The sequence below is a fragment of the Halomonas sp. genome (genome assembly GCF_033549285.1).
Taxonomy (GTDB): Bacteria; Pseudomonadota; Gammaproteobacteria; order Pseudomonadales; family Halomonadaceae; genus Halomonas.
Window position 1 is genome coordinate 1 of the sequence record NZ_JAWSUJ010000047.1, and the last position, 24827, is coordinate 24827.

General features: G+C 67.5%; 22 protein-coding genes. 2 read left to right on the forward strand and 20 right to left on the reverse strand.

Annotation, left to right across the window (positions count from 1 at the left end):
• Positions 1 to 920: 3-keto-5-aminohexanoate cleavage protein (locus tag SCI24_RS11855; protein WP_318725568.1), on the reverse strand; the 920-nt coding region annotated here is incomplete at its 3' end.
• Between the two features lie 586 nt (positions 921 to 1506).
• Between SCI24_RS11855 and putA the strand changes: the two genes are divergently transcribed.
• A complete protein-coding gene (gene putA / locus SCI24_RS11860; RefSeq protein ID WP_318725569.1) occupies positions 1507 to 5172 on the forward strand; it encodes a bifunctional proline dehydrogenase/L-glutamate gamma-semialdehyde dehydrogenase PutA in 3666 nt (1221 codons plus the stop codon).
• Between the two features lie 244 nt (positions 5173 to 5416).
• Here the strand turns inward: putA and SCI24_RS11865 are convergent, their stop codons facing one another.
• The 19 genes from SCI24_RS11865 to speB form a co-directional block, all read right to left on the reverse strand.
• Complete coding sequence (locus SCI24_RS11865; RefSeq protein ID WP_318725570.1) at positions 5417 to 6058, reverse strand: chloramphenicol acetyltransferase; 642 nt, start codon at positions 6056 to 6058, stop codon at positions 5417 to 5419.
• Positions 6055 to 6861 (reverse strand): phosphonate metabolism protein PhnP, encoded by an 807-nt coding sequence (phnP, locus tag SCI24_RS11870; RefSeq protein WP_318725571.1) that lies wholly within the window; start codon positions 6859 to 6861, stop codon positions 6055 to 6057. Before phnP ends, SCI24_RS11865 begins: the two co-directional genes overlap by 4 nt.
• A complete protein-coding gene (phnN, locus tag SCI24_RS11875) occupies positions 6858 to 7400 on the reverse strand; it encodes a phosphonate metabolism protein/1,5-bisphosphokinase (PRPP-forming) PhnN (RefSeq protein ID WP_318725572.1) in 543 nt (180 codons plus the stop codon). Before phnN ends, phnP begins: the two co-directional genes overlap by 4 nt.
• Positions 7400 to 8548, reverse strand: coding sequence for an alpha-D-ribose 1-methylphosphonate 5-triphosphate diphosphatase (locus tag SCI24_RS11880; RefSeq protein ID WP_318725573.1), 1149 nt, complete (start codon positions 8546 to 8548; stop codon positions 7400 to 7402). Before SCI24_RS11880 ends, phnN begins: the two co-directional genes overlap by 1 nt.
• On the reverse strand, positions 8548 to 9294 hold the full coding sequence (gene phnL / locus SCI24_RS11885) for a phosphonate C-P lyase system protein PhnL (RefSeq protein WP_318725574.1): 747 nt from the start codon (positions 9292 to 9294) through the stop codon (positions 8548 to 8550). Before phnL ends, SCI24_RS11880 begins: the two co-directional genes overlap by 1 nt.
• A gap of 11 nt (positions 9295 to 9305) precedes the next feature.
• Positions 9306 to 10124: a phosphonate C-P lyase system protein PhnK gene (phnK, locus tag SCI24_RS11890; protein WP_318725575.1), complete on the reverse strand. Its 819-nt coding sequence runs from the start codon at positions 10122 to 10124 to the stop codon at positions 9306 to 9308.
• Positions 10121 to 10975, reverse strand: a complete 855-nt coding sequence (locus SCI24_RS11895) for an alpha-D-ribose 1-methylphosphonate 5-phosphate C-P-lyase PhnJ (RefSeq protein WP_318725576.1) — start codon at positions 10973 to 10975, stop codon at positions 10121 to 10123. Before SCI24_RS11895 ends, phnK begins: the two co-directional genes overlap by 4 nt.
• Complete coding sequence (locus SCI24_RS11900; RefSeq protein ID WP_318725577.1) at positions 10972 to 12123, reverse strand: carbon-phosphorus lyase complex subunit PhnI; 1152 nt, start codon at positions 12121 to 12123, stop codon at positions 10972 to 10974. The genes SCI24_RS11895 and SCI24_RS11900 overlap by 4 nt, the downstream gene beginning before the upstream one ends.
• Complete coding sequence (gene phnH / locus SCI24_RS11905; protein WP_318725578.1) at positions 12108 to 12743, reverse strand: phosphonate C-P lyase system protein PhnH; 636 nt, start codon at positions 12741 to 12743, stop codon at positions 12108 to 12110. Before phnH ends, SCI24_RS11900 begins: the two co-directional genes overlap by 16 nt.
• Before the next feature lie 2 nt (positions 12744 to 12745).
• Positions 12746 to 13204 (reverse strand): phosphonate C-P lyase system protein PhnG, encoded by a 459-nt coding sequence (gene phnG, locus SCI24_RS11910; protein ID WP_318725579.1) that lies wholly within the window; start codon positions 13202 to 13204, stop codon positions 12746 to 12748.
• Positions 13201 to 13944: a phosphonate metabolism transcriptional regulator PhnF gene (gene phnF / locus SCI24_RS11915; protein ID WP_318725580.1), complete on the reverse strand. Its 744-nt coding sequence runs from the start codon at positions 13942 to 13944 to the stop codon at positions 13201 to 13203. The genes phnG and phnF overlap by 4 nt, the downstream gene beginning before the upstream one ends.
• A 23-nt stretch (positions 13945 to 13967) precedes the next feature.
• Positions 13968 to 14753 carry a phosphonate ABC transporter, permease protein PhnE gene (gene phnE, locus SCI24_RS11920; RefSeq protein ID WP_318725581.1) on the reverse strand — a complete coding sequence of 262 codons (786 nt, stop codon included), beginning with the start codon at positions 14751 to 14753 and terminating at the stop codon, positions 13968 to 13970.
• Positions 14754 to 14815: 62 nt separating this feature from the next.
• Positions 14816 to 15850: a phosphonate ABC transporter substrate-binding protein gene (gene phnD, locus SCI24_RS11925; protein WP_318725582.1), complete on the reverse strand. Its 1035-nt coding sequence runs from the start codon at positions 15848 to 15850 to the stop codon at positions 14816 to 14818.
• 74 nt (positions 15851 to 15924) lie between these two features.
• On the reverse strand, positions 15925 to 16752 hold the full coding sequence (gene phnC, locus SCI24_RS11930) for a phosphonate ABC transporter ATP-binding protein (RefSeq protein ID WP_318725583.1): 828 nt from the start codon (positions 16750 to 16752) through the stop codon (positions 15925 to 15927).
• Positions 16753 to 17130: 378 nt separating this feature from the next.
• On the reverse strand, positions 17131 to 17484 hold the full coding sequence (locus tag SCI24_RS11935; protein ID WP_318725584.1) for a YHS domain-containing (seleno)protein: 354 nt from the start codon (positions 17482 to 17484) through the stop codon (positions 17131 to 17133).
• Between the two features lie 174 nt (positions 17485 to 17658).
• Positions 17659 to 19119: an aldehyde dehydrogenase family protein gene (locus SCI24_RS11940; protein ID WP_318725585.1), complete on the reverse strand. Its 1461-nt coding sequence runs from the start codon at positions 19117 to 19119 to the stop codon at positions 17659 to 17661.
• Between the two features lie 40 nt (positions 19120 to 19159).
• Positions 19160 to 20779 (reverse strand): 5-guanidino-2-oxopentanoate decarboxylase, encoded by a 1620-nt coding sequence (locus SCI24_RS11945; RefSeq protein WP_318725586.1) that lies wholly within the window; start codon positions 20777 to 20779, stop codon positions 19160 to 19162.
• A gap of 11 nt (positions 20780 to 20790) precedes the next feature.
• Positions 20791 to 22176 carry a YjiH family protein gene (locus SCI24_RS11950; protein ID WP_318725587.1) on the reverse strand — a complete coding sequence of 462 codons (1386 nt, stop codon included), beginning with the start codon at positions 22174 to 22176 and terminating at the stop codon, positions 20791 to 20793.
• A gap of 65 nt (positions 22177 to 22241) precedes the next feature.
• A complete protein-coding gene (gene speB / locus SCI24_RS11955; protein ID WP_318725588.1) occupies positions 22242 to 23192 on the reverse strand; it encodes an agmatinase in 951 nt (316 codons plus the stop codon).
• Between the two features lie 196 nt (positions 23193 to 23388).
• Here speB and SCI24_RS11960 point away from each other — a divergent pair, with 196 nt between their 5' ends.
• Entirely contained in the window at positions 23389 to 24807 is a 1419-nt protein-coding gene (locus SCI24_RS11960; protein WP_318725589.1) for a sigma-54 interaction domain-containing protein, read from the forward strand.
• Positions 24808 to 24827: the final 20 nt, after the last annotated feature.

The window sequence follows — 24827 nt, forward strand, 5'->3', positions numbered from 1 at the left end:
CATGCCTCACCTCCGACGGTTCTTTCCACGGTCTGGCCGGTGTTCGGATCACGCAGCGCCAGGTGCGCGCGGGTCTCGGCCGGGGTCATGACGCGGGCGCCGAGGTTATCGAAGAGACCGGCGGCCTTCTCCACCAGCTGGGCATTGGTGGCGAGCACCCCCTTCTTCAGGTAGAGGTTGTCCTCCAGGCCGACCCGGGCGTGGCCACCCAGCAGCACCGCCTGGGCCGCCATGGGCATCTGATGGCGGCCGATGCCGAAGGCCGCCCACTGGGCGTCTTTCGGCAGCTTGTTGCGCATCGTCAGCAGGGTCTCGGTGTCCGCCTCGGCGCCCCAGGGGATGCCCAGGCAGAGCTGGTAGAGCGGATCACCGTCGATCATGCCCTCCTGCTGCAGCTGGCGGGCGAACCAGACGTGGCCCAGGTCGAAGCACTCGAGCTCCGGCTTGACGCCGGCGGCCTGCACCAGGCGGGCGTGCTCGCGCAGCCAGTCGGCCGGGTTCACGTAGACCATGTCGCCGAAGTTGAGGCTGCCACAGTCCAGGGTGCAGAGCTCCGGCAGCAGCTCGCCCACCGGCTCGTGGCGCTCGCTCGGGGTCTGGATGTCGCTGCCCGGGCCGCCGCGGGTGGGGTCCTCGGCGTCGGGGATCCAGTCGCCGCCACCGCCGGCGGTGATGTTCATGACGATGTCGACGCCGGCCTCGCGCACCCGCTGCATCACCTCACGGAAGTGGTCGACGGAGTGGCTGACGGCGCCGGTCTCGGGGTCGCGCACGTGGATATGGGCCACGCTGGCGCCCGCCTTCGCGGCCGCGATGCAGTCGTCGGCGATCTGCTTCGGGGTCACGGGGACGTTGGGGTTCTTGGCGGTGGTGTCGCCGGCGCCGGTGATGGCGCAGGTCAGGATGACGTTGCGGTTCACGTTCGGCCTCCTGTGGCTCAACGAGGATGTGCCTACAGTGTGGGGTCATCCCGGCGTGACGTTTTGACCAAGCACGACAAAAAATCTACATGGAGCGACATTCGCGCCGAAAGTCTGGCGTCGACGATGAGCAGCGGGATGCGCCGACGCCATGGCTCGTGCCCAACGTCAGAAATCAGGAAAGAGAGGTAATCCGGGTGAGCCACGGGGCCTGGCGATCGGCACGCTCAACGCCTGTGGACCAGCACATGGAGCCTATCCAGGGAGGGCGATCACGACCGAACTCGCCAGCGACCCGGTGATAGGGCCCCCGCGCTGGATACTCGAGGCCTATCGGGTGACGCGCTTTCAACGCTCAAGGCGCCAGGCGCCAGCGCCCGAGCAGCGCCCTTTCCAGGCATGAAGGCTGGCATCATTAACGGCGAGGCGGCCTGCTTCTCGCCTGCCCATCAGGCCATCTCCGTCGTCGAGCCGGTTGGCGCAACCCGTGCCGGAACGCCTAAGCTGCAACATCACCTTTCGACAAGAACGACAACATCCAAGCGGCGCATCGACGCTGCGTGTCGGCCATCCAGGGAGATCGACCATGAACAAAGCCAACCTTCATCCGCATGGGGCCGTGAGCGAGTTGCGGGGACGGATCCGCGAACACTATTCGGCCGACGAGGCAGCGGTGCTGCATGAGCTGGTCGGACAGATCAAGCTGTCGGATGAGGACCGCCGCAGGGTGGCTGATGTAGGTGCCAACTATGTAGCGCGCGTACGCAAGGAAAGGTCGCCCTCGATGATGGAGGCGTTCCTCGCCGAATACGGTCTCTCCACCGCCGAAGGCGTCGGCCTGATGTGCCTTGCGGAGGCCCTGCTGCGCGTGCCCGATGCGGAGACCATCGACGATCTGATCCACGACAAGATCGAGCCGTCCGACTGGGGCTCGCACCTGGGCAAGTCGTCGTCGTCGATGGTCAACGCCTCGACCTGGGCGCTGATGCTGACCGGCAAGGTGCTGGATGACGATCCCAAGGGCCCGGCGCGGGCGCTGCGCGGCCTGGTACGCCGGATGGGCGAGCCGGTGGTGCGCAAGGCGGTCGGCCAGTCGATGCGCATCCTCGGCCGCCAGTTCGTGCTCGGCCAGACCATCCAGGAGGGCATGAAGAATGCCCGCGAGCTCGAGAAGCAGGGCTACACCTACTCCTACGACATGCTGGGCGAGGCGGCGCGCACCGACGACGATGCGCTGCGCTATCACGAGGCCTACGCCAAGGCGATCACCGCGATTGCCAAGCAGGCCAAGGGCGATGTGCGCGGCAGCCCCGGTATCTCGGTGAAGCTCTCGGCGCTGCATCCGCGCTACGAAACCACCCACCGCGAGACGGTGATGGAAACCCTGGTACCGCGCGCCCAGGAACTGGTACGGCAGGCGGCCAAGGCCAATATCGGCTTCAATATCGATGCCGAGGAGCAGGACCGCCTGGACCTGTCGCTGGACGTGATCGAGGCACTGATGGCCGACCCCAGCCTCGACGGGTGGGACGGCTTCGGGGTCGTGGTGCAGGCCTACGGGCGCCGTGCCGGGCCGGTGATCGAGGCCCTTTACGACCTGGCCGAGCGCCTCGACCGCAAGATCATGGTGCGACTGGTCAAGGGCGCCTACTGGGACACCGAGATCAAGCTGGCCCAGGAGATGGGTGTCGAGACCTTCCCGGTCTTCACCCGCAAGGTCAACACCGATGTCAGCTATATGGCCTGCGCCCAGCTGCTGCTCGACCGGCGCGACCGCATCTACCCGCAGTTCGCCACCCACAACGCCCATACCTGCGCCGCCATCGTCGCCATGGGCGGCGACGACAAGGACAGCTACGAGTTCCAGCGCCTGCACGGCATGGGCGAATCGCTGCACCATATCGTCAAGCAGTCGGAGGGCACGCACTGCCGCATCTATGCCCCTGTCGGTGCGCACCGTGACCTGCTGGCCTACCTGGTCCGCCGCCTGCTGGAGAACGGGGCGAACTCCTCCTTCGTCAACCAGGTGGTGGATGATTCGATTCCCCCCAGCGAGGTCTCGAAGGATCCGGTGGCCGGGATGCAGCAGCTCGGCGACGCCATTGCCAGCCCCATGATCCGCCAGCCCGGCGAGCTGTTCGCCCCCGATCGCAAGAACTCCCGCGGCTACCGGGTCAACGAACCCGCCTCGATCCTGCCGCTGCTGGCGGCTCGCGAGAAATTCGCCGACACCACCTGGACCGCCGGGCCCATGCTGGCGGGAAACCCGGCACCCCAGGGGCCGGCCAACGATGTCGTGTCGCCCGCCGACACCTCGCGGGTGGTCGGCCAGGTGCATGAGGCGACCCCGGAAGAGGTGGCGACCGCACTGGACGCCGCCGAGGCGGGCTTCCGCGAGTGGTCGGCGCGACCGGTGGCCGAGCGGGCCGAGGTGCTGCGCCGCACCGCCGACCTCTACGAGGCGCACATCGCCGAGCTGACGGTGATCTGTACCCGCGAGGCCGGCAAGATGATGTTCGACGGCATCGCCGAGGTGCGCGAGGCGGTGGACTTCCTGCGCTACTACGCCAACGAGGGCGAGCGACTGGACGCCGAAGAGCCGGGTAGCGCTCGAGGCATCTTCGTCTGCATCAGCCCGTGGAACTTCCCGCTGGCCATCTTCACCGGCCAGCTCGCGGCGGCGCTGGCGGCCGGCAATGCGGTGCTCGCCAAACCCGCCGAGCAGACACCCATGATCGCCGCGCGGGCCGTCGAGCTGATGCGCGAGGCCGGCCTGCCCGAGGCGGCGCTGCAGCTGCTGCCCGGCGACGGGCCCACGGTGGGCGGGCCGCTGACCAGCGACCCGCGGATCGCCGGCGTCTGCTTCACCGGCTCGACGCCGGTGGCACAGATCATCCACAAGGCCCTGGCGAAGAATGCCGGGCCGGACGCCGTGCTGATCGCCGAGACCGGCGGGCTCAACGCCATGATCGTGGACTCCACGGCGCTGACCGAGCAGGCGGTGCGCGACATCCTGATCTCCTCCTTCCAGTCGGCCGGCCAGCGCTGCTCGGCGCTGAGGATGCTCTACGTACAGGAGGAGGCTCGGGATCGGCTGCTGACGATGCTCGATGGCGCCATGGACGCGCTGACCATCGGCGACCCCTGGAACACCGACACCGACGTCTCGCCGGTGATCGACGCCGAGGCCCAGGCCGATATCAGTGCCTATGTGGCGGAGAAGGAAAAGGCCGGCAAGGTGATCAAGAAACTGCCAGCGCCGGACGCCGGCACCTTCGTCACCCCGGCCGTGGTCGAGGTCGGCGGCATCGAGGACCTGGAGCGCGAGATCTTCGGCCCGGTGCTGCACGTGGCCACCTTCAAGGCGCGGGACATCGACAAGGTGGTCGATGACATCAATGACCGGGGCTACGGGCTGACCTTCGGCCTGCACACCCGCATCGACGACCGCGTGCAGCAGATCGTCGAGCGGATCCATGTCGGCAACATCTACGTCAACCGCAACCAGATCGGCGCCATCGTCGGCTCCCAGCCCTTCGGCGGCGAGGGCCTCTCGGGTACCGGCCCCAAGGCCGGCGGCCCGCTCTACGTCAACCGCTTCCGCCGCACCGCCGCCATCGAGCGGCATGAAGCGCCGAAAGGGAATGCCGTGACCGTCGGGGACCTGCAGTCGGCCCTCGACGGGCTGGATTCACGAAACTGGGCGGCACGGCGCGATCGGGTCGAGGTGCTGCGCAAGGCACTCTCCGGCAAGGGTGGCGTGGTCCGCAAGGCGCTCGCCGAAACCGCGGCGCTGGACATGACGCCCCAGACGCTGCCGGGGCCGACGGGCGAGAGCAACCGCCTGGCGATGTATCCGAAGGGCCCGGTGCTCTGCCTTGGGCCGACGCTGGACATCGCCGTCGCCCAGGCGGTTCAGGCGCTGGGCGCGGGCTCGCCGGCAGTCGTCGTTGCCCCCGGCGCGGCGCAGGCCGTGCAGCCGCTGATCGATGCCGGGGCGCCCGTCGCCGCGCTCGACGGCAGCGTCGGGGCCGAGACGCTGACCACGATCAGGGGGATCGAGACCGTAGCCGCAGCTGGCGACAGCGACTGGACCCGCGAGCTGCGCATTGCGCTCGCCGAGCGCGACGGCGCCATCGTCTCGCTCGAGACCCAGACCATCGCGCCGGAGCGCTACGTGGTGGAGCGCCACCTGTGCATCGACACCACCGCCGCGGGCGGCAACGCCAGCCTGCTGGCGACGGCCGAATAGGCTCGACGCGTCTGCCAGCGGCATCCCGCCGAGGCAGGCGCGGCAGCTTCCCCCCGGGGAGAGCCTTCCCCACCGGTACGCCGGGGCCTCGAGCCCCGGCGTTCGCGTTCATGCCACAAGGAGAATGCTGCGGGTATCGTCGCTTCGTCATCCGGGGCGGAATTCACTACTGAATCCGGCTGCCGGGTTGAGCGCACACCCTTCGCTTCTTCCATGCCCCGGCCAACGACCAAGGACCGGAGGCTCACCCCTCCTCCACTGCCTCCAGGAAGGCAAGAGCATTGCCCTGAAAGTCAGGCAGGTGGCGCTGAAGCCGCTCGTGAGACCAGTCCCACCACGCAAGCGCTTCCAGACGCTCGGCAACCGCGGGGTCCTCGAAACGCGTCCTCAGCACTCGCGCCGGGTTACCCACCACGACCGTGTAGGCCGGCACGTCTCGAGTGACCACACTCCCCGCGCCGATGATCGCGCCGTTGCCGATACATACGCCCGGCAAGATGATAACGCCATGTCCGATCCAGATGTCATGCCCCACTACCACACGGTCGGCCTCGCGCCATGCGAACACCTCGTCATCCACGGCCTGCTGATCCGACGTGAACCCAAACTTGCCGGGCCGGTAGGTAAAATGATGCAGAGTGGGGCGCCACCAGGGATGGTTACTGGGATTGATCCTCACGCTGGAGGCGATCGACGTGAAACGCCCCACCCTCGTAAACATCAGGTCACCGTCCCGCTCGATATAGCTATAGTCCCCTACTTCGACATGGTTGAGCACACAACGCTCGCTTATCTCCGTCCAGTTTCCCAGCCGAGTGGCATTCAAACGCGCCGTCTCGTGCACAGTAGGCTCGATGGACAGGGTATTCATCCTCGGCTGACTCATCTTGCGTCTCCCATCCTGTAGAGGGCCATGGAGGGTTGTGCCATTGGACCAACGAAAAACTCTTCGCCATCCTTCGGTACCCGCACGTTGGCGGGCAGCGCGGGCGGCGACTCAGCAAGCTCCCGATCCAGATCATGTCCAATGTGGGTCAGATACGCCGCCGATACGTCGAGCCGCTCGATAATCTGGAGTGCCATGGGCAGGGAATTATGATTGGTCGGCTTGATGACGCTGCTGGGGTGGCCGGTGTCTAGCACCACCACATCCGGCTGCCACTCACGCAGGAAGCGTTCGGTCGCACCAGGCAAACCGCAGGTATCGGTCAGGTAGGCCAGCCGCCCTCCCCCATCGTCCAGGCAGTACCCCAGCGTCGGCTTGCTGTGATGGAGTGGCACGGGCGTCACCGTCAGCGACGGCAGCAGCAGCGGCCGAAACGGCTTGAGGCCCGCCTTGAAGTCCAGCACGCCGGGGTGGCGGAAGAGGTCGGCAAAGCCGTGGGGATCCTTGGGCCCATAGACCGGCAGAGGCTCCCCCCTCCCCCAGCGCAGATGCAGCAGGGCCTGCACATGATCGGCGTGATAGTGCGTGAGCAGGATGGCGCTGGGGCGATGTCGCTCACAGCGCGCGGCCAGGTCCATATGCCCGGCATCGAGCAGATAGCGATTCCCGTCGACCTCAACCTCGGCGCTGCAGGGCCCACGCCGGGCGCTGGCGATCACCCGCGCCCGGGCACAGACTGGACAGTCACAGCCGAAACACGGCACCTGGGCACTGTCACCGGTGCCCGTGAAGCGAAACTTCACGCCATGACCTCCCCGTCGACCAGCCGTTCCAGGGCCGCCAAGGTAAGGTCCAGTGGACCGCCGTTATCCAGGCGCGGTAACTCGGGCAGCGCATCACGCAACTCGCGATGACGCGCCAGACGGGCCTCGACCTCGGCCTCGTCCTCGCGCCCGCGACGTCTGAGCCGGGCGCGGAGCACCTCCTCCGGGGCGGTCATGACCACCGACGACAGCGACGTACCGAAACGCGCTCTGGCCGAGGGCAACGCACGTCGGCTGCCGTTGACCAGCACCACGCGATCACGAGCCAGCCAAGCGTCGAGCTCGATCCCCAGGCCATAGTGGAGACCATGCGCCTCCCAGTTCAGGGCGAACAGGCCCGCGCGCCGACGGGCCATGAACTCCTCGGGTGTCAAGGAGACGCTGTTCTCCGAGGCACCATTTTCTCGGGTCACATAGCGGTGGGCGACGAGCCACTCCGGATAGCGCTGACGCGCGGCAGCCAGCAGCGTGTCCTTGCCCACGCCGCTGGCCCCGACCAGATAGATCAGGCACCCCATCAGTGCACCTGCCGTCCGGCACACCACACCCGCTGGACCAGCGGATGGTCGTCCACCACCCGCACACGCAGCAGGTCAGCCCGCAAGCCCTCGGACAAACGCCCACGGTCCTCCAGACCCACCGCCTGTGCCGGGGTGCGGGTAGCCGTGGCCACGGCCTGGGGCAGCGAATAGCCTGCTTCCATGTCGGCGATGCGGAACACGGCATCGAGAAGCGCCGCCGGGTAGTAGTCCGAAGACAACACATCGAGCACGCCCAGCGATACCAGATCCGCCGCGGCGATATTGCCCGAGTGGGAGCCTCCACGGACCACGTTGGGCGCGCCCATCATCACCGCCAGCCCGTGACGGTGGGAGGCCTCGGCCGCCTCGCGCGTGGTGGGGAACTCCGCCACGCGGGTGCCGTACTCCACGCTCTCGGCCACATGCTCGATGGTGGCGTCATCGTGGCTGGCCAGGGCCAGGCCGCGCTGGTGGCACGCCGCGGCGATGGCCTGACGGTTGGCGCTGCTGTAGCGTGCGCTGTTGGCCAGCTGCTTCTCGATGAAGGCCTCCAGCGCCTCGTCGCTCATGCGGTGCTTGCCCTGGTAGTAGGTCCGGTAGGCGTCGAGGCTGACGAACTGGCGCTGCCCCGGGGCGTGATCCATCAGCGACACCAGGCCGAGCAGCGGCGAATCGGCCAAGGCCTCGAAGCGCTCCAGGGTCGCCGGCTGACAGACCTCGCAGCGCAGGTGGAGGCGATGGTCGATGCGGGCCATGTCATCGTCCATGATCGCCCGAAGCGACGCGACCATCTGCTTGAGCGCGCCTTCACGCATGCTCTGCTCGTCGATATCACCGATCGACAGCGCATCGAACACCGTGGTGATGCCGCTGGCGGCCATCTGGGCGTCATGGGCCAGCGCCGCGGGACGTCCCGGCCATGCCACCTTGGGTCGGGGCTGGAAGTACTTCTCCATGTTGTCGGTGTGCAGTTCGACCATGCCCGGCATCAGGTAGTCGCTGTCGCAGTCCACCGCGGACGGCACGGCTGTGACGCCACTATCCACGGCCGCGATGCGCCCGTCGCGAATCACCAGGGAGCCTCGGCACACCTCGTCATCGAGGACCAGCCGGGCGTTGGTCAGCACCTGTTCGACAGTACTCATCAGCGAACCTCCTCGGCAGCAGGTTTCGTAGGGGCGATGGTCGCTCCCATGTGCGGCGTCAAGGGCAGCAGGCGATCGGCAACGCGATCGCGCACGTCCTCGTCATGGAAGATGCCCAGCAGAGCCGCGCCACGCGCCTTGGCTTCCTGGATCAGTTGCACCACCACCTCACGGTTGGCGGCATCCAGCGAGGCGGTGGGCTCATCCAGCAGCAGCAGCGGATGCTCGGCGACGAAGCCACGGGCGATATTGACCCGCTGCTGCTCACCTCCGGAGAAGGTCCCCGGGGGCAGGCTCCACAGCCGCTCGGGCAGGTTGAGGCGGGCCAGCATCGCCTCGGCACGGGCGCGGGTCTCGGCCTCGTCCACGCCACGGGCCAGCAGCGGCTCCATCACCACCTCCACCGCCGGCACCCGCGGCACCACGCGCAGGAACTGGCTGACATAGCCGATCACGTCGCGACGCAGGGTGTGCCAGGCGTGGGCGGGCAGGGTGTCGAGCGACAGGTCACCGTCCTCGAAGTGCAGGCGAAGCGTGCCGCCGGTGACGCGGTAGCTGCCGTGGAGCATCTTGAGCAGCGTGCTCTTGCCGATGCCGCTGGGCCCGGCGAGTACCAGGCACTCGCCCGGGGAGAGGGTCAGTGACAGGTCGCGCATCACCTCCAGAGTCATGCCGCCCTGGCCGTGAAGCACGAAGGCCTTGTGCAGGGCGTCGACGCTGAGAAAGGGTTGCGTCAGGGATGTCATGGTGGGCCTCCTCACGGGGTCAGGACCGACGACACCAGCAGCTGCGTATAGGCGTGCTGGGGATCGTCGAGGATTTGGTCGGTCAGGCCGGTCTCCACCACCTGGCCACGGCGCATCACCATCAGGCGATGGGCCAGCAGGCGGGCCACCGCCAGGTCATGGGTGACCAGGATCACCGAGAGGCCGAGCTCGCGGACCAGGGTACGCAGCATGTCGAGCAGCCGGGCCTGTACGGAGACATCCAGGCCCCCAGTGGGCTCGTCCATGAACACCAGGTTGGGACGGGTGACCAGGGTACGGGCGATCTGCAGGCGCTGCTGCATGCCGCCCGAGAAGGTCTTCGGGGCGTCATCGATACGCCGTGGGTCGAGCTCGACGCGCCCCATCCAGTCCTGGCCGGCGGCGCGCAGCTGACCGTAGTGACGCTCGCCCAGGGCCATCAGGCGCTCGCCGATGTTGGCCCCGGCCGAGACGCCCAGTCGCAGGCCGTCGCGGGGGTTCTGGTGCACCAGGCCCCACTCCATGCGCAGCAGCGCCCGGCGGCGGGCCTCGCCGATGGCGTAGAGATCGAGCTCGCCCTCGTGGCCCGATCCGTCGCGGCCCGGGGCGACGGGGGAGCGATAGACCACCTGGCCAGCATCAGGACGCTCCATTCCTGCGAGCAGGCGCAAGAGCGTCGACTTGCCCGAGCCGGACTCGCCGACGATGCCCAGCACCTCGCCACGGTGCAGGCGTATATCGATGGCCTCGCACCCCTTGCCGGGGTCGTAGAGCCGGGAGACGCCGCGCGCTTCGAGCAGCGTGGCGCGATCAAGGTCGGGACGCTTCATGCCACCTCCTCGGTGCGTGACTGGCAGTAGTCGGTATCGGAGCAGACGAACATGCGCCCGCCCCGGTCATCGGTGATCACCTCGTCGAGGAAGGTGTCGCGGGCCCCGCAGATGGCACAGGGGGCGTCCCACTGCTGGACCTCGAACGGGTGGTCCTCGAAGTCCAGGCTCTCCACCCGCGTGTAGGGCGGGATGGCGTAGAGGCGCTTCTCGCGCCCGGCCCCGAACAGCATCAGCGCCTCATTCATGTGCAGCTTGGGGTTGTCGAACTTGGGGATCGGCGAGGGATCGGTGACGTAGCGTCCGTCCACCTTCACCGGGTAGGCGTAGGTGGTGGCGATGTGCCCGTGGCGGGCGATGTCCTCGTAGAGCTTGACGTGCATGACCCCGTACTCCTCCAGGGCATGCATCAATCGGGTCTCCTCTTCGCTTGGCTCGATGAAGCGCAGCGGCTCGGGAATCGGCACCTGGAAGATCAGCAGCTGCCCCTGGCGCAGCGGCTGCTCGGGGATGCGGTGGCGGGTCTGGATCACGTCCGCCTCACCGGTGGCTGTGGTGGTGGTGACACCGGCCACGCGCTCGAAGAAGGCGCGGATGCTGACCGCATTGGTGGTGTCGTCGGCGCCCTGGTCGATCACCTTGAGCACGTCGTCCTGGCCCAGCACACTGGCGGTCAGCTGCATGCCGCCGGTGCCCCAGCCATAGGGCATGGGCATCTCGCGACCGCCGAAGGGCACCTGGTAGCCGGGGATCGCCACCGCCTTGAGCAGGCCGCGACGGATCATGCGCTTGGTCTGTTCATCCAGGTAGGCGAAGTTGTAGCCGCTGGCGCTGCATTCGCTCGCCGTCATGCTTGCTGCTCCTTGACCGGGTCGCTGTGGGTGGCATTCGAGGTGGCGGTATTGGTCTCCGTGTCGACACCGGTGCCGACATCGGCACGCGCGGCGTGCTCGCGGCGCAGCCGTCGCAGCAATTCAAGCTCCGACTGGAAGTCGACGTAGTGCGGCAGCTTGAGGTGGGAGACGAAGCCCGCGGCCTCGACGCTGTCGGCGTGGGCCAGCACGAACTCCGCCTGCTGGGCGGGGCCGGCGGCCGTCTCGCCCAGCTCCTCGGCACGCAGGGCACGGTCGACCAGCGCCATGGCCATGGTCTTGCGCTCGTTGTGGCCGAAGGCCAGGCCGTAGCCGCGGGTGAACTGGGGCGCGGTCTCCCGCGAGCCGCCGAACTGGTTGATCATCTGGCACTCGCTGATCTCGATCTCGCCGATGCACAGCGGCTCGTCGCCCTCCTCGACCGCGATCTCCACCTCCACGGTGCCCAGGCGAATCTCGCCGGCAAAGGGGTGGTTGCGGCCGTAGCCGCGCTGGGTGGAGTAGCCCAGTGCCAGCAGGTAGCCTTCGTCGCCCCGGGCCAGCATCTGCAGGCGGGTGGCGCGGTCCACCGGGAAGTCGGGGGGATCGCGGGTGATGTCGTAGGGCTCGGCGCCGTCATCCTCCTCGCGCTCAATCAGCCCCTCGGCGTCGAGCAGTTCCAGCACCTGGGGGCAGTCGGCCAGGGTCTCCTCGGCCGCGGCCGGCGCCGCCACCTCGGCGTTGGCCAGCTGCAGGAAGTCCAGCAAACGGTGGGTGTAGTCGTAGGTCGGGCCCAGCACCTGCCCACCTGGAATGTCCTTGTAGGTGGCGCTGATGCGACGCTCGATGCGCATCGCGGACGTGTCCAGCGGCAACGTCTCGGCCAGGCGCGGCAGCGTGGTGCGGTAGGCGCGCAGCAGGAAGACCGACTCGACCATGTCACCGCTGGCCTGCTTGATGGCGAGGGCGGCAAGCTCGGGATCGTAGAGCGAGGCCTCGGCCATCACCCGGGAGACGGCCAGGCGTAGCTGCCCCTCGACCTGGGACACAGCGAGCTCCTGTGTCTCGCGCGGGCCACGGCGGCGATCGGCGAGCCAACGGTGGGCGTTGGCGATGGCCTGCTCGCCCCCCTTCACGGCGACATACATGCATCGACCTCCTCTGAAGCAGAACGGGTAACACGGGTGCTGCGGGGAACGGCGGCGAGCCGGGTGCCGCAGGTGAGGATGGCGTCGAGCCCGCGCGGGAAGCGGGCGCGATTGGCGGCAAGCCGCGTCATCAGCGCCTCACCGCCCTGCCCCACATCCAGCTGGCGTCGGCCGGGAATACCGGGTCCGCTGAGGGTCCAGGGACCGGTGGCATCCAGGCAGTCGAGCACCACCACCAGGGTGGTGCTGCGGTCGGGATAGGTGTCGCTGCCTTCCTGGAAGGCGGGAGGCTCGGCCTCGCCCTGCCCGGCCAGGGTGGCGGGGGTGACCAGGGCGAAGTCGGCCTCAGCGGGGCGATCGGTCTGGCGCGCCCCGGTGTGGAAGGCCAGGGCCTCGCCGAGACCGGCGGCATCGAGCTCAGGGGTCACCCAGACCCGGGTGTCGAGATCGCACAGGGTCAAGAGCGTCGCCCAGCAGGCGCCGCCGACGACGGCCTGGGGGGGCGGCAGCGGGGCCCCGCTCACCTCGGCGAAGGTGCCAGGCTCGGCCATCGCCGAGAGCAGCTGGCGATAGACCCGCTGGCTGTCGTGCACGGGGGTATCGAAGGCGTTCCAGCGCATGGTTACTCTCCCCTGACCATGGTGAAGAAATCGACCCGGGTCGCCGCGGCGCGTCGGGCCTGTTCATGGCGTTCGGCGTCGAGCGCTTGCTCCAGCGGGGCCACCAGCCCCTCCTCGATGGCGGCCTGCCAGTCACCGCGCTTGGCACAGGCATCCACCAGGGCGATCAGCTCGGCATGGCGAGGATCGCGCCCCTTCACCCAGCCATGGCCCAGCACTGCCTCGGCGTCGGCGGCCTCGCCGTCATCGTCGGTCAGCTGGACGCTGGCCCGGGTCAGGGTTATCTCGCCCAGGTTGAAGGCGTTGCCGGTGCCGCCCATGCGGCCACGCACCATGGCCATGCCCACCTCGGGGCCGCGCACGCAGCGGTAGTCGGGGGTGATCCCCAGTCGAGCCCACTGCTCGGCCAGGCGGTCACGGGGAGTCAGCGCGAGGATGCGCTGACGTCGTGCAGAGGTCATGAAGACACCTCGTCAGTCGGTGAGTCGGGGAAATCGATGTGGTAGGCGAGCCGGTCGGCCCGGGCACGGCTGATCGAGACCTCGACCAGGGCGCCGTCGGCATCCACGTTGTCGCTGGTCAGCTGGAGCAGCGGTGCCTGGTCGGCACAGCACAGCAGGCGCTGGTCATCGCGATCGGCGCCGCTGGCCTCGATGCGCACGCGCTGGCGGTGCAGGCGCAGGCCGTAGTGCTGGTCCAGCAGCGCCCGGGTGGAGCCGCCGAGATAGCGCTCAAGCCAACCAGGAACGCGCTCGGGGTCGAACCAGTGGCGCAGTCGCATGAGCGGGGCATCGTCCACCCAGCGCAGGGTGTCGACGGCGATAAGGGGGGTGTCGGCAGCCACACCGAAGCGCATGGCCACGCCCTCCGGGGCGGGCGTCATGGCCTGGTGCAGGCACTCGGTGCGCGAGGCGATGCCGCGCTCGGCCAGATGGTGAGTGACCTTGCTGGCCGCACTCACCGCGTAGTCGAGGCGGCGATCGACCACCAGAGTGCCCAGACCCTGATGCCGGGTGACCAGTCCCGCGCGCACCAGCTCGTCGAGCGCCCGGCGCATGGTGTGGCGGTTGACGCCGAAACGCCTGGCCAGATGGGTCTCGCCGGGCAGCCACTGCCCGGGCTGGAAGTGCGTGCGCACTTCCTGGGCCAGGGTCTCGGCCAGTGCCTGGTAGCGGGGTTCGCGAAGCGCTTGTCTAGACATGTCGGCTCCTGAAAAAGAGCGCTTCAGATGAAGCGCTTGCGAACCTGTTGCGAAATCATGTCGAGCAGCGTCACGGCGACGATGATCACCAGCAGGATGGTGGCGGTCTCGGTGTACTGGAAACCACGCATGGTTTCCCACAGCGCGACGCCGATGCCGCCACCGCCGACCATGCCCAGCACGGTGGCCGAGCGGATGTTGGACTCGAAGCGGTAGAGGCTCACCGAGATCCACAGCGGCAGGACCTGAGGAATCAGCCCGAAGGCGATCTCCTCGATCCGCCCTGCCCCGGTGACCCGCACGCCCTCCATGGGACCGGCGTCGCTGGCCTCCACCGCCTCGGAGAAGAGCTTGGCGAGCACCCCGGTGGTATGGACAAAGAGCGCCAAGGTGCCGGCGAAGGGGCCCAGGCCCACGGCGACCACGAAGATCATGGCGAACACCAGCTCGTTGATGGCCCGACAGGCGTCCATCAGGCGGCGCATGGGCTGGTGGACCCACCAGGGGGCGAGGTTCTCGGAGGAAAGCAGGCTGCAGGGCACCGCACAGATCACCGCAAGCAGCGTGCCCCAGATGGCGATCTGGATGGTGACCAGCATCTGGTCGATGTAGTGGCCAAGGTTGCCAAGACTCGGCGGCATGAAATCGCCGGCAAGCTCGGCCATATTGTCGGCATTGGCGACCAACTGGCCCGGCTGCATCTCGGCGCCCTGCCAGGCCCAGCCGAGGACCGCCAGGGTGACGCCCCAACCGATCAGCGTGCTCCAGCGGCGTCGCGGCAGCTGAGCATCCAAAGTGGCGTGTTGCATGTTGAAATGGCTCCCGATGAGGGGCCGTCATGACCCCTCGTGAAGTCGCAAGGCGGTCAGGGTTACTGGCTGGCCATGGCGGTGGTCGGCGCGTCGTCGGCGCTGGCCTGCAGCTCATCCATGCGCTGGTTGAGGGCATCGAGTTTGGCATCCAGCTCGGCCAGCTCGGCCAGCTGGGCCTCGCGCTCCTCGGCGGAGAGGCTGTCGTCCTTGGCGACCTGGGCGCGCTCCTTGAAGAGTTCGAGCTGGCGGATCGGCAACAGCTGGTCATTGTCGGATTCGTCGAAGCGTGACCACTGCAGTGGCTCGAGGATCTCGCGCTGGGCGTCGGTCTCGCCGTAGGAGTAGAAGAACTCACTCAAATCGGCCTTGAGCTCTTCGGGCAGGTTCTTGCGCCATACCAGCGGGTCGGACGGGATCAGCGGCGACTTCCAGATCACCTTGAGCTGCTCGGCCTTGTCCGGATGGTTGATCTCCAGGCGCTCCATGCTCTCGGTGTTGAAGGTGGCCACGTCGACCTGGCCGTTGGCCACGGTCAGCGCGTTGGTCTCGTGGTTGGAATTGAGGGTGCGTTTGAAGGCGGTGGAGGCATCGACGCCGTTCTTGGCGAAGACGTAGTAGCCCGGCACCAGGTAGCCGGAGGTGGAGTTGGGATCGCCGTTGCCAAACACCAGCTCGTCGGCACGCTCCAGCACCTCCTCGACGTTGTCGAGGTCGCTGTCACGGTGGGTGATCATCAGGCTCCAGTAGCCCGGGGCCCCGTTGTAGGCCACGGTCTGGGCGAAGATCTCGCCGCCGGCGCGGTCGACGGCCTCCATGGCGGACTTGTTGCCGTACCAGGCCAGGTCGACCTTGTCGAAGCGCATGGCCTGGATGACGGCGGCATAGTCAGTGGCGAAGAACGGCTTCACCTCACGGCCCAGTTCGCGGGACATGTCGTCCAGGAAAGGCTGCCACTGATCCGCCTGGTTCTGGCTGGATTCGGTGGAGATGATGCCGAAGTTGAGGGCCTCGGCGGCCAGGGTCAGCTGGCTGGCGAACAGGCTGGCACCGGCGACCAGCGGCAGGGCGAAACGGCGAAGCGGGAAGCGGGACATGGACGGATCTCCTTGGGTGTGTCGGCAGAACGTGAATGGGTTGGGTCGGGTTTGGCTGGGTGGTGTCAGGCGGGTTAGCCCAACGCCCCGATGGCGTTGCCGATGTCGTTGGCCGCCGGTCGGGCGTGCAGCTCATCCAGGCCGGCGTTGGCGTAGAGCGCTTCGAGGCGGGCGTCGGTGAGATCGCTGGTGGGGCCATCGAAGTAGAGCCGGCCCTCCTTCAGCGCGATGGTGCGCGGGCAGAAGCGGCGGGCCACCTCCACCTGATGCAGAGTGACCAGCACGGTGCGGCCGTCCTCGGCGTTGATGCGAGCCAGAATCTCCATCACTTCGCGGGAGCTTCTCGGGTCCAGTGAGGCAATGGGCTCGTCGGCGAGGATGATGTCGGCGTCCTGCATCAGGACACGGGCGATGGCCACCCGCTGCATCTGGCCGCCGGAGAGAGTGTTGGCGCGCTGATCGGCCAGGGAGTCGATGCCGACCCGGGCCAGGGCACGCAGCGCCTGCTGGGTTTCCTCGGCCGTGAAGCGGCCCAGCAAGGAACGGCCACGCGGCATGCTGCCCAGGCGGCCGATCAGCACGTTGGTGAGCACGCTCAGGCGGCCGACGAGGTTGAACTGCTGGAAGATGTAACCGGTGCGGCAGCGTTCGGTGCGGGTGCGGCGAGACAGGCGGCCGGCGCTCTGGATGTCGCGGCCGAGCACCTCAATGCGGCTGTGGCTATTACGGTTGGCACGGGTAAGGCCGGCCAGGTGGCGCATCAGGGTGGACTTGCCAGAGCCTGACGGGCCCACCAGGGCGACCATTTCGCCGGGGGATACCGAAAAGCCGACGTCGCGAAGTACCGGATGCTGGCCGAAGGTCTTGCTGACCCGATCGACCAGGATGCTGTGAATCGACATGATGCCTCTCCTCTTGGGAATGGCATCAGTGTCGTGGTGTCAGGTTAACGACAGTTGTCTAGACAATGATGATCTTGTGACATCCAGTAGGGGATGCTTGGCAGGAATGATGGCACAGGCTTGCAACTCCTATCCCTATCAATTGGTTACAACATTCAGTCAGCAATTCGTCATTGAAATGACCCCTAAACGTCATTCACGAGTTCCGCCGTTGATTTCACGCGTTCAGGCGTGGGCGTTGGTCGTCTGGCGGCGCTTCTCCAGCATGCCGGAGAGGCGCGTCAGGGCCAGTATCACGATGCCGGCGCCTATACAGGCGGTATCGGTGAGTTCCATGCCGGCGACGACATGGCCGCGCGACTCGGCTGGAGGGGGTCACTACGGGAAGATATTGGGCCAGTGCTCATCGGCCGCCTCGATGAAGGCGGCCATGTTGGCTTCCCAGCGCCACTGGAACCACCTGCTGAAGTTCAGATAGAGCTTGCCGTCGACGAACTTCCACGCTTCGAGGACGGTCGCGGCGGCCTCACCGCGCGCCGCCGCCCAGGCACACCAGCCACCATATTGAGGCGCATAGGCCTCCGGGGCCGCCTGGAAGTGCTCACGATGCTCGGCCGACACGAGCTGCCAGGTGGCATTGCGCCACTCAAGCCGATTGTCGGGCGAGCCCCCCATGGACCAAGCCAAGCCAGTCACCAGGGCAACGGCCAGCCACCCACCTGTACGCTTCATGGCCCACCTCTTCGCGACTCGTCGCTCGTGAGGCTACTGCCGAGAAACGGCCCTCGGCCTTACAGGCGATCGAGACCACCCCTGCGCCGCTGGGGGCAGGCAAGTGTGGCGGGCGGGATGCTGGGCATCAAGGGCGCCACTGCACGACGACAGGCGGCAGGCAGAGGGTCATGGTCAAGCTGGCCGGCCTGCCTCGGGCCCGATGAGGTGCTTCACCTGCAGGTACTCGGCCAGTCCCCAGGGGCCCAGCTCGCGGCCGATGCCGCTGATGCCGAAGCCGCCCCAGCTGGCTTCCGGCATCACCACCTGCTCGCTGTTGATCCAGATGTTGCCCGCCCGCAGCTGCTGGCCCACCCGCCTGGCGCGCTCGACATCACCGGCGACCACCGTGGCGGCCAGCCCGAAGGGACTGGCATTGGCGAGCGCGATGGCCTCGTCTTCGCTGGAGACGCTGCGCCCGCAGAGTACCGGTCCGAAGATCTCCTCTTGCCACAGGCGGCTCTCGACCGGCACATCGCGATAGAGTGTCGGTGCGACGAACTCGCCGCGCTCGGGCAGCTGGCGATGCAGGCCATCGCGCACCGCCACGAGTCCCTCCTCCCGCGCCACCGCCAGGTAGCGCTCGACCGCTTCGCGCTGGCGGGCGCTGGACATGGGGCCCATGTCGGTGTCGCTGGCCAGGGGATCCCCCAGGCGAATGGCGTCGATGCGCCTGGCGAGCGCCGCATAGAGCGGCTCGGCGAGGGCATCATGGACGATCAGCCGCGAGGTGGCGGAGCAGATCTGACCGGAGTTGAAGTAGATGCCCGCCATCACCCAGTCGGCGGCCTGCTCGACCTCGGCATCGTCCAGCACCAGGATCGGGGACTTGCCGCCCAGTTCCAGGGAGACGTTGCGCACGCCCTCGGCCGCCGCCCGCATCACCTTCTCTCCCACCGCGTTGCTGCCGGTGAAGGAGAGCTTGTCGACGTCGGGGTGGGCGGTGAGCGGCGCCCCGATGCCTTCGCCGTCGCCATGCACCAGGTTGAGCACGCCGGCGGGCAGGCCGGCCGCCTCGGCGATCTCGGCCACCGCCTGTTCAGGCAGTGGGGTGACCTCGGAGGGCTTGAACACCACGGTGCAGCCGGCCGCGAGGGCCGGCGCAATCTTCCAGGCGCTGGTCACCAGCGGAAAGTTCCAGGGGGTGATCAGCCCCACGACGCCAACGGGGTCTTCGTAGGTCTGGGCCCGGATGCCGTCAAGGCCGTGCTCGACGATGCGCCCCTGGCGCACCTCCAACTCGGCAGCCTGACCGGCGTAGTAGCGGTAACAGGCGATGGCATCATCGAGGTCGATGCCCGCCTCGGCCAGGGCCTTGCCGTTGTTGCGGGAGCTCAGGCGCATCAGCGCATCCCGGCGCGCCTCCAGGGCGTCGGCGACGGTCGATAGCCAGGCGCCTCGGCGCTCACCTCCCAGCGCCTGCCAGGCCGGCAGGGCGCGGCGGGCGGCGGCCACGGCGGCGTCCACATCCGTGGCATCGCCTGCGGTGACCTCGGCGATTGTCTCCTGGCGGTAAGGGTCGGTGACGGGTAGCCGGCGCTGGCCTGCACTCTCGACCCAGCGATTGTCGATGAACTGTCGTGTCAGCTGTTGCATGGGGGCCTCTGTCGCAGTGGGGTTCCAGGTCAGTGGGGTGCTATTCCTGCACCGAGGCATTCCAGGCCGCCGCGTCGATCTCGATCAGCAACGGCCCCTGCCGGGGGCGTCCGCGAATCCCCGCGGCCAGGGCCTCAGGATCGCCAACGCGACGGGCAACGCAGCCGAATCCGGCGGCCAGCATCTGGAAATCCGGCGCCTGGATATCCACCCCCAGTCGCGGGACATCCGCGCCATCCATGTAGCGGCGGATCTCTTCATAGCCCTGGTTGTGCCACAGCAGGATCACCACCGGCAGGCCCTCCTCCACCGCACAGGCCAGCTCGCTGAGGGTGAACATGATGCCGCCGTCGCCGACCAGCGCGACCACTGGGAGATCGGGCCGTGCGATGCTGGCCCCCAGTGCCGCCGGCAAGCCATAGCCGAGGGTGCCGTAACCGGTGGAGGCGTTAAAGAAGCGCCTCGGGGCCGGCTGGGCCACCAGGTGGTTGGCGGCATAGGTGGTGGCACAGGAGTCACCGACCAGGATGGCCTCCGGCAGGGTCTCACGGAGGGTGTCGAACAGCGGCACATAGGGCGCGAAGGCCGGGTCCTGCGACAACCCCAGCGCCTCCCGAGTCGCCCGGGCTCGGTCAACGCCGCCGCGCTGCAGGGGAGATTCGGCGAAGCGCGCGGCCAGCGCTTTCAGGGTCGCCCCGGCATCCGCCACCAGTGCCAGGTCAGCCGACTGGTTTATGGCCAGCTGCTCGGGGTCGATGTCCACGCGAATCAGCCGTCCCGAGAGGGAGAAGCCGTCATCGAAGACGACGTCGTAATCGGTCTCGCCCAGCTCGGTGCCGATCGCCAGCACCACGTCGGCCTCTCTTGCCAGCTCACGCACGGCGGGCAGGGAGGCATTGGCGCCCAGGTCCAGGGGATGGTCGATGCCGAGAAGCCCCTTGGCATTGATCGTGATGACCGTCGGGGCGTCCAGGGCGGCAACCAGCGTCCTTGCCGCCTCCGGCGCCCTGACGCAGCCGCCCCCCAGCAGCACCAGGGGGCGCCTTGCCTGTGCCAGCCAGTCACCGGCCGTCTCCAGGGCATCGGGATCCGGCGCCGCACTGGTCAGTGCCGTGCGTCGCCAGCTGGCCGGTTCCGCTACCGGGGCCTCGAAGAGGTCGATGGGAATCTCGATATGCACCGGCCCCGGCCGTCCCCCTTCGAACACCGCAAACGCCCTGGCCAGGGCCTCGGGCAACCCGTCGGGGTCGAGCAGGGTGTGGCTGAAGCGGGAGAGCCCCGCCATCAGCTGCTGCTGGCTGGGCAGCTCGTGCAGGCGGCCCTGACCGCGCCCCAGCGTATCGCGGCGGCTGACGCTGGAGATCACCAGCATCGGGACGGAGTCGGCCAGCGCCTGGCCCATGGCCGTGGCGATGTTGGTCATGCCGGGGCCGGTGATGATGAAGCAGACTCCCGGCCGGCCGGTGGCCCGAGCATAGCCGTCGGCCATGAAGCCCGCGCCCTGTTCGTGACGCGGGGTGACATGCCGGAGGCCACCGGCTGGCTCACCGCCGTCCAGTCCACGATACAGCTCGACGGTATGGACGCCGGGGATACCGAACACGGTATCCACGCCGTAGGTGTCGCGCAGCAGTCGAATGAGCAGTTCTGCACAGGTCATCTGGAGCTCCCTCATCCCACCAGCCAGTGGGCCATGACGACGATGATCGGCAGGGTGATGGCAGTCCGGATCAGGAAGATGGCCACCAGCTCCCACAGCTTGAGGGGAATCTTCGATTTCAGCAGCAGCGCGCCGATCTCGGACATGTAGACCAGTTGGGTCAGCGACAGGCAGGCGATCACGAAACGTGTCAGCTCGCTCTCGATGTTGCTGCCCAGTACCGCCGGCAGGAACATGTCGGCGAAGCCCACCAGGGTGGCAGGCGCCGCGGCCTCGGCCTCCGGGAGTCCCATCAACTCAAGGACCGGCACCATGGGCATCGACAGCCAGGTGAACAGCGGCGTGAACTCGGCCAGGATCAGCGCCACGGTACCAATGGCAATCACCAGCGGCAGCAGGCCGAAGAAGATATCCGCGACGTTGAACAGCGCGATGCGCACCAGCTGACGCGGCCCCGGTGCCTGCTCTGCGCGGGCGACGGCCATGCCAAGGCTATAGCGCAGCAGCCCCTGATCACCGGTGCGCTCCTCCTGCAGCTGGCAGCCCACGGGTTCATAGTAGGTATTGGGCTTGCGCGAGAGCGGCGGCAGACGCGGCACGATCACCGCGGCCACCAGCCCGGCCACCACCACCGTCAGGTAGAAGGGCACGAAGAGGTGATTGATGCCGATGAAGCTGGTCACCAGGATCGCGAAGGCGATGGAGACGATGGAGAAGTTGGTGGCGATGGCCGCCGCCTCGCGGCAGTTGTAGAAGCCCTTCTCGTACTGCTGGGTGGTGATCAGGACGCCGACGGTGCCGGAGCCCATCCAGGAGGCGGTGGCATCGATGGCGCTGCGGCCGGGCAGGCCGAAGATCCAGCGGAAGGGGGTACGCAGCAGGCTGCCGATGAACTCCATGAAGCCGAAGTCGACCAGGAACGGCAGCAGGATGGCGGCAAAGAAGAAGAAGGTCAGCAGGACCGGCGCCAGGTCATTGAGCATCACGCCACCGGTGAAGGAGGCGGTAACGAACGCCGGCCCGACCTGGAAGTAGGTCATCAGCGCGAACAGTGCCCCGAGCCCGCGCATCACCGTCCACAGCGGGGCCACGTCGAACAGCTCCCCCAGCGCACTGCCCTGCGCCCAGGAAGGCCTGGCGGCCTTCACGTAGAGGGTCAGCACGAACGACAGACAGAGTACCAGGGTGGCGATGGCGGGCAGCGCCTCACCCAGCAGGGCCTTGAGCCCATCGGCGGCGAACCCCATGCCGATATTGATGGTATCGCCTACCGAGAAGGGCACCAGGAACAGCAGCACGCCGATCAGCGACGGTACGAGGAACTTGATCAGGCCGTGGCGCGAGAGCGGCGCGCCCTCGAGCACGATGTTGTCGGAACTATCGAGAGAGGATGACATGGAGGACCTCGGCTTGAATTGTCATTGTATGAATCGATGGCAGGCCTATAGGTAGGCCAGAGGCTTCAATCGCGACGCTTCACGCCCGGCAGCACGCAGAGCATCTCGTAGAGCAGAGTGGCGCCCATCAGGGCGGTATTGCCGCTCGGGTCATAGGGGGGCGCCACCTCGACCAAGTCGCCGCCCACCACGTTGAGTCCCGCTGCACCGCGCACGATTTCCAGCCCTTGCTGAGCGGTGAGGCCACCCATCTCGACGGTGCCGGTGCCCGGCGCGACGGAGGGGTCGAGGGCATCGATATCAAAGGAGATGTAGACCGGCCCGTCGCCCATCTGCTCTCGCACTTCGGCCATCAGCGGCGCGAGCGACCTGTACCAGCACTCCTCGGCCTGGACGACGCGAAAGCCCTGCTCGCGGCACCAGTCAAAGTCCTCCGCGGCATAGCCGGTACCGCGCAGGCCGATCTGGACCACCCGCTGGCTGTCCAGCAGGCCCTCCTCCTGGGCACGGCGGAACGGACAGCCATGGGCCACCTCCTCGCCGAACATCTGCTCGTTGACGTCGGCATGGGCGTCGACATGGATCAGGCCGACCGGGCCGTGCTTGTTGGCGATGGCGCGCAGCACCGGCCAGGTCAGGGTGTGATCACCGCCCAGCGTGAGGGGCACACAGTCATGGGCCAGCACTCGGTCATAGAAGCCGGAGATGATGTCCAGGTTCTTGGGCAGGTTGAAGGTGTTGATCGGCACGTCACCGATATCCGCGACCTGCAGGCTATCGAAGGGGGCTGCCCGCGTCGCCATGTTGTAAGGACGCAGCATCCGCGACTCGTCACGAATCTGGCGAGGCCCCAGGCGGGTGCCGGGGCGGTTGGAGGTGCCGATGTCCATGGGAATGCCGATGAAGGCGGCATCCAGGCCTTCGGCGCGCTCCTGGGTCGGCAGGCGCATCATGGTGGCGGGCCCACCGAAGCGCGGCATCTCGTTGCCCCCCAGGGGCTGGTTGAACTCACTCATGGGAACGTCCTCTGGTGTCCTGGTCGGTGCTGAAGGCGCCAAGCGCTCTGCATGCTGTTTTGCAGAAACCATGCCAACCTGGATTCGGGGCTATGCCGGGCCTGTTGCGGGACAATGATCCAGAACTGGATCACTATCGGCCCATCAGCGATGCAATAATGAATCATTGATGCATCAATGAATCGAAGGCGGTCACATGAGCACCATCGATAGCCTCATCCTCAGGACCATCGTCGACACCGCCCATGACCACTTCTTCGTGGTCGATGCCGACGGCAAGGTTCGCTATGTAAGCCCCAGTGCCGCCGCGGTCTACGGCATCTCCTGCGAAGCGCTCCGTGCCAGCACCGTGCAGCGCCTCGAAGCCGATGGGGTGCTGAACCCGTCGATCAGCCTGGAAGTGATGCGCACCGGCCAGCCGGCTCAGATCGCGCAGCGCACCGGCACGGGCCGCCGGGTGATTGCCCAGGCCCATCCGGTCTTCGAAGCGGGGAAGCTGGTCGCCGTGGTCAGCCGTTCCATGGACCTCACCGACCTTCAGCTGCTCCAGCAGGAATATACCCTGCTGCAGCAGCGCTTCAGCGACCACCTGAAGCGCAGCCAGGCACTCGAGCAGGAGGATGCGGCACTGGAGAGCGAACTCGGCGAGCTGGAGGTGAAGAGTCCGCTGATGCGGGAAGTGGCCCTGCTGCTGCGCCGGGTGGGCCCCACCGACGCGACCGTGATGATGCTCGGCGAGTCCGGCGTCGGCAAGACGGCCTTCGCCCGCCAGCTGCACCGCTGGAGCTCGCGCCGCGATGGCCCCTTCGTCGACGTCAACTGTGCCGCCATCCCAGAAAGCCTGTTCGAGGCAGAGATGTTCGGCTATCGCCCCGGAGCCTTCAGCGGTGCCGCGCCCGGCGGACGCATCGGGTTGATCGAGCAGGCCGCCGGCGGCACGCTCTTTCTCGACGAGATCGGCGAGCTGCCCCTGGGGGTGCAGACGAAGCTGCTGAAGGCCATTCAGGATGGGCGCATCTCTCGCCTGGGCGACAACCAGTCCCGCCGCGTCGACTTCCGCCTGGTGGTCGCCACCAACCAGGACCTCGGTCGACGGGTGGAGGAAGGGGCGTTCCGCCTGGACCTCTACTATCGGCTGAACGTCATTCCGGTCACCCTGCCGCCCCTTCGAGAACGCCGCGAGGATATACCCGGCCTGGTAGAGCGCCAGATGAAGCGGCTCAATCGACGCTATGGCCAGGAGAAGCTTCTCGCTCGGAGCAGCTGGCAGTCGCTGATGCGCCAGGAGTGGCCCGGCAACGTGCGGGAGCTGGAGAACTGGCTGGAGCGGGCCTGGCTATCCAGCGATGATGTGATCCATGCCGACACGCCGGGCCCGACCCCCCCTGCCGTAGCGTCCCGGCACGCCGACGACGCTGACCGGGGCTCCATCTCCTTTTCGGCTCTCGGCGAGGAGGAAGGCCTCAAGGATGCCCTGAGCCGTACCGAGCGCACCATCCTCGCCGAGCTCTGCGAGTCTCTTTCCTCGACCTACGCGATCGCCGATCGGCTCGGCGTCAGCCAGCCCAGCGTCGTCAGGAAGCTCAAACAGCATGGCCTGCGCATCCGGCGATGATCATGATGACGGGGAGAAGT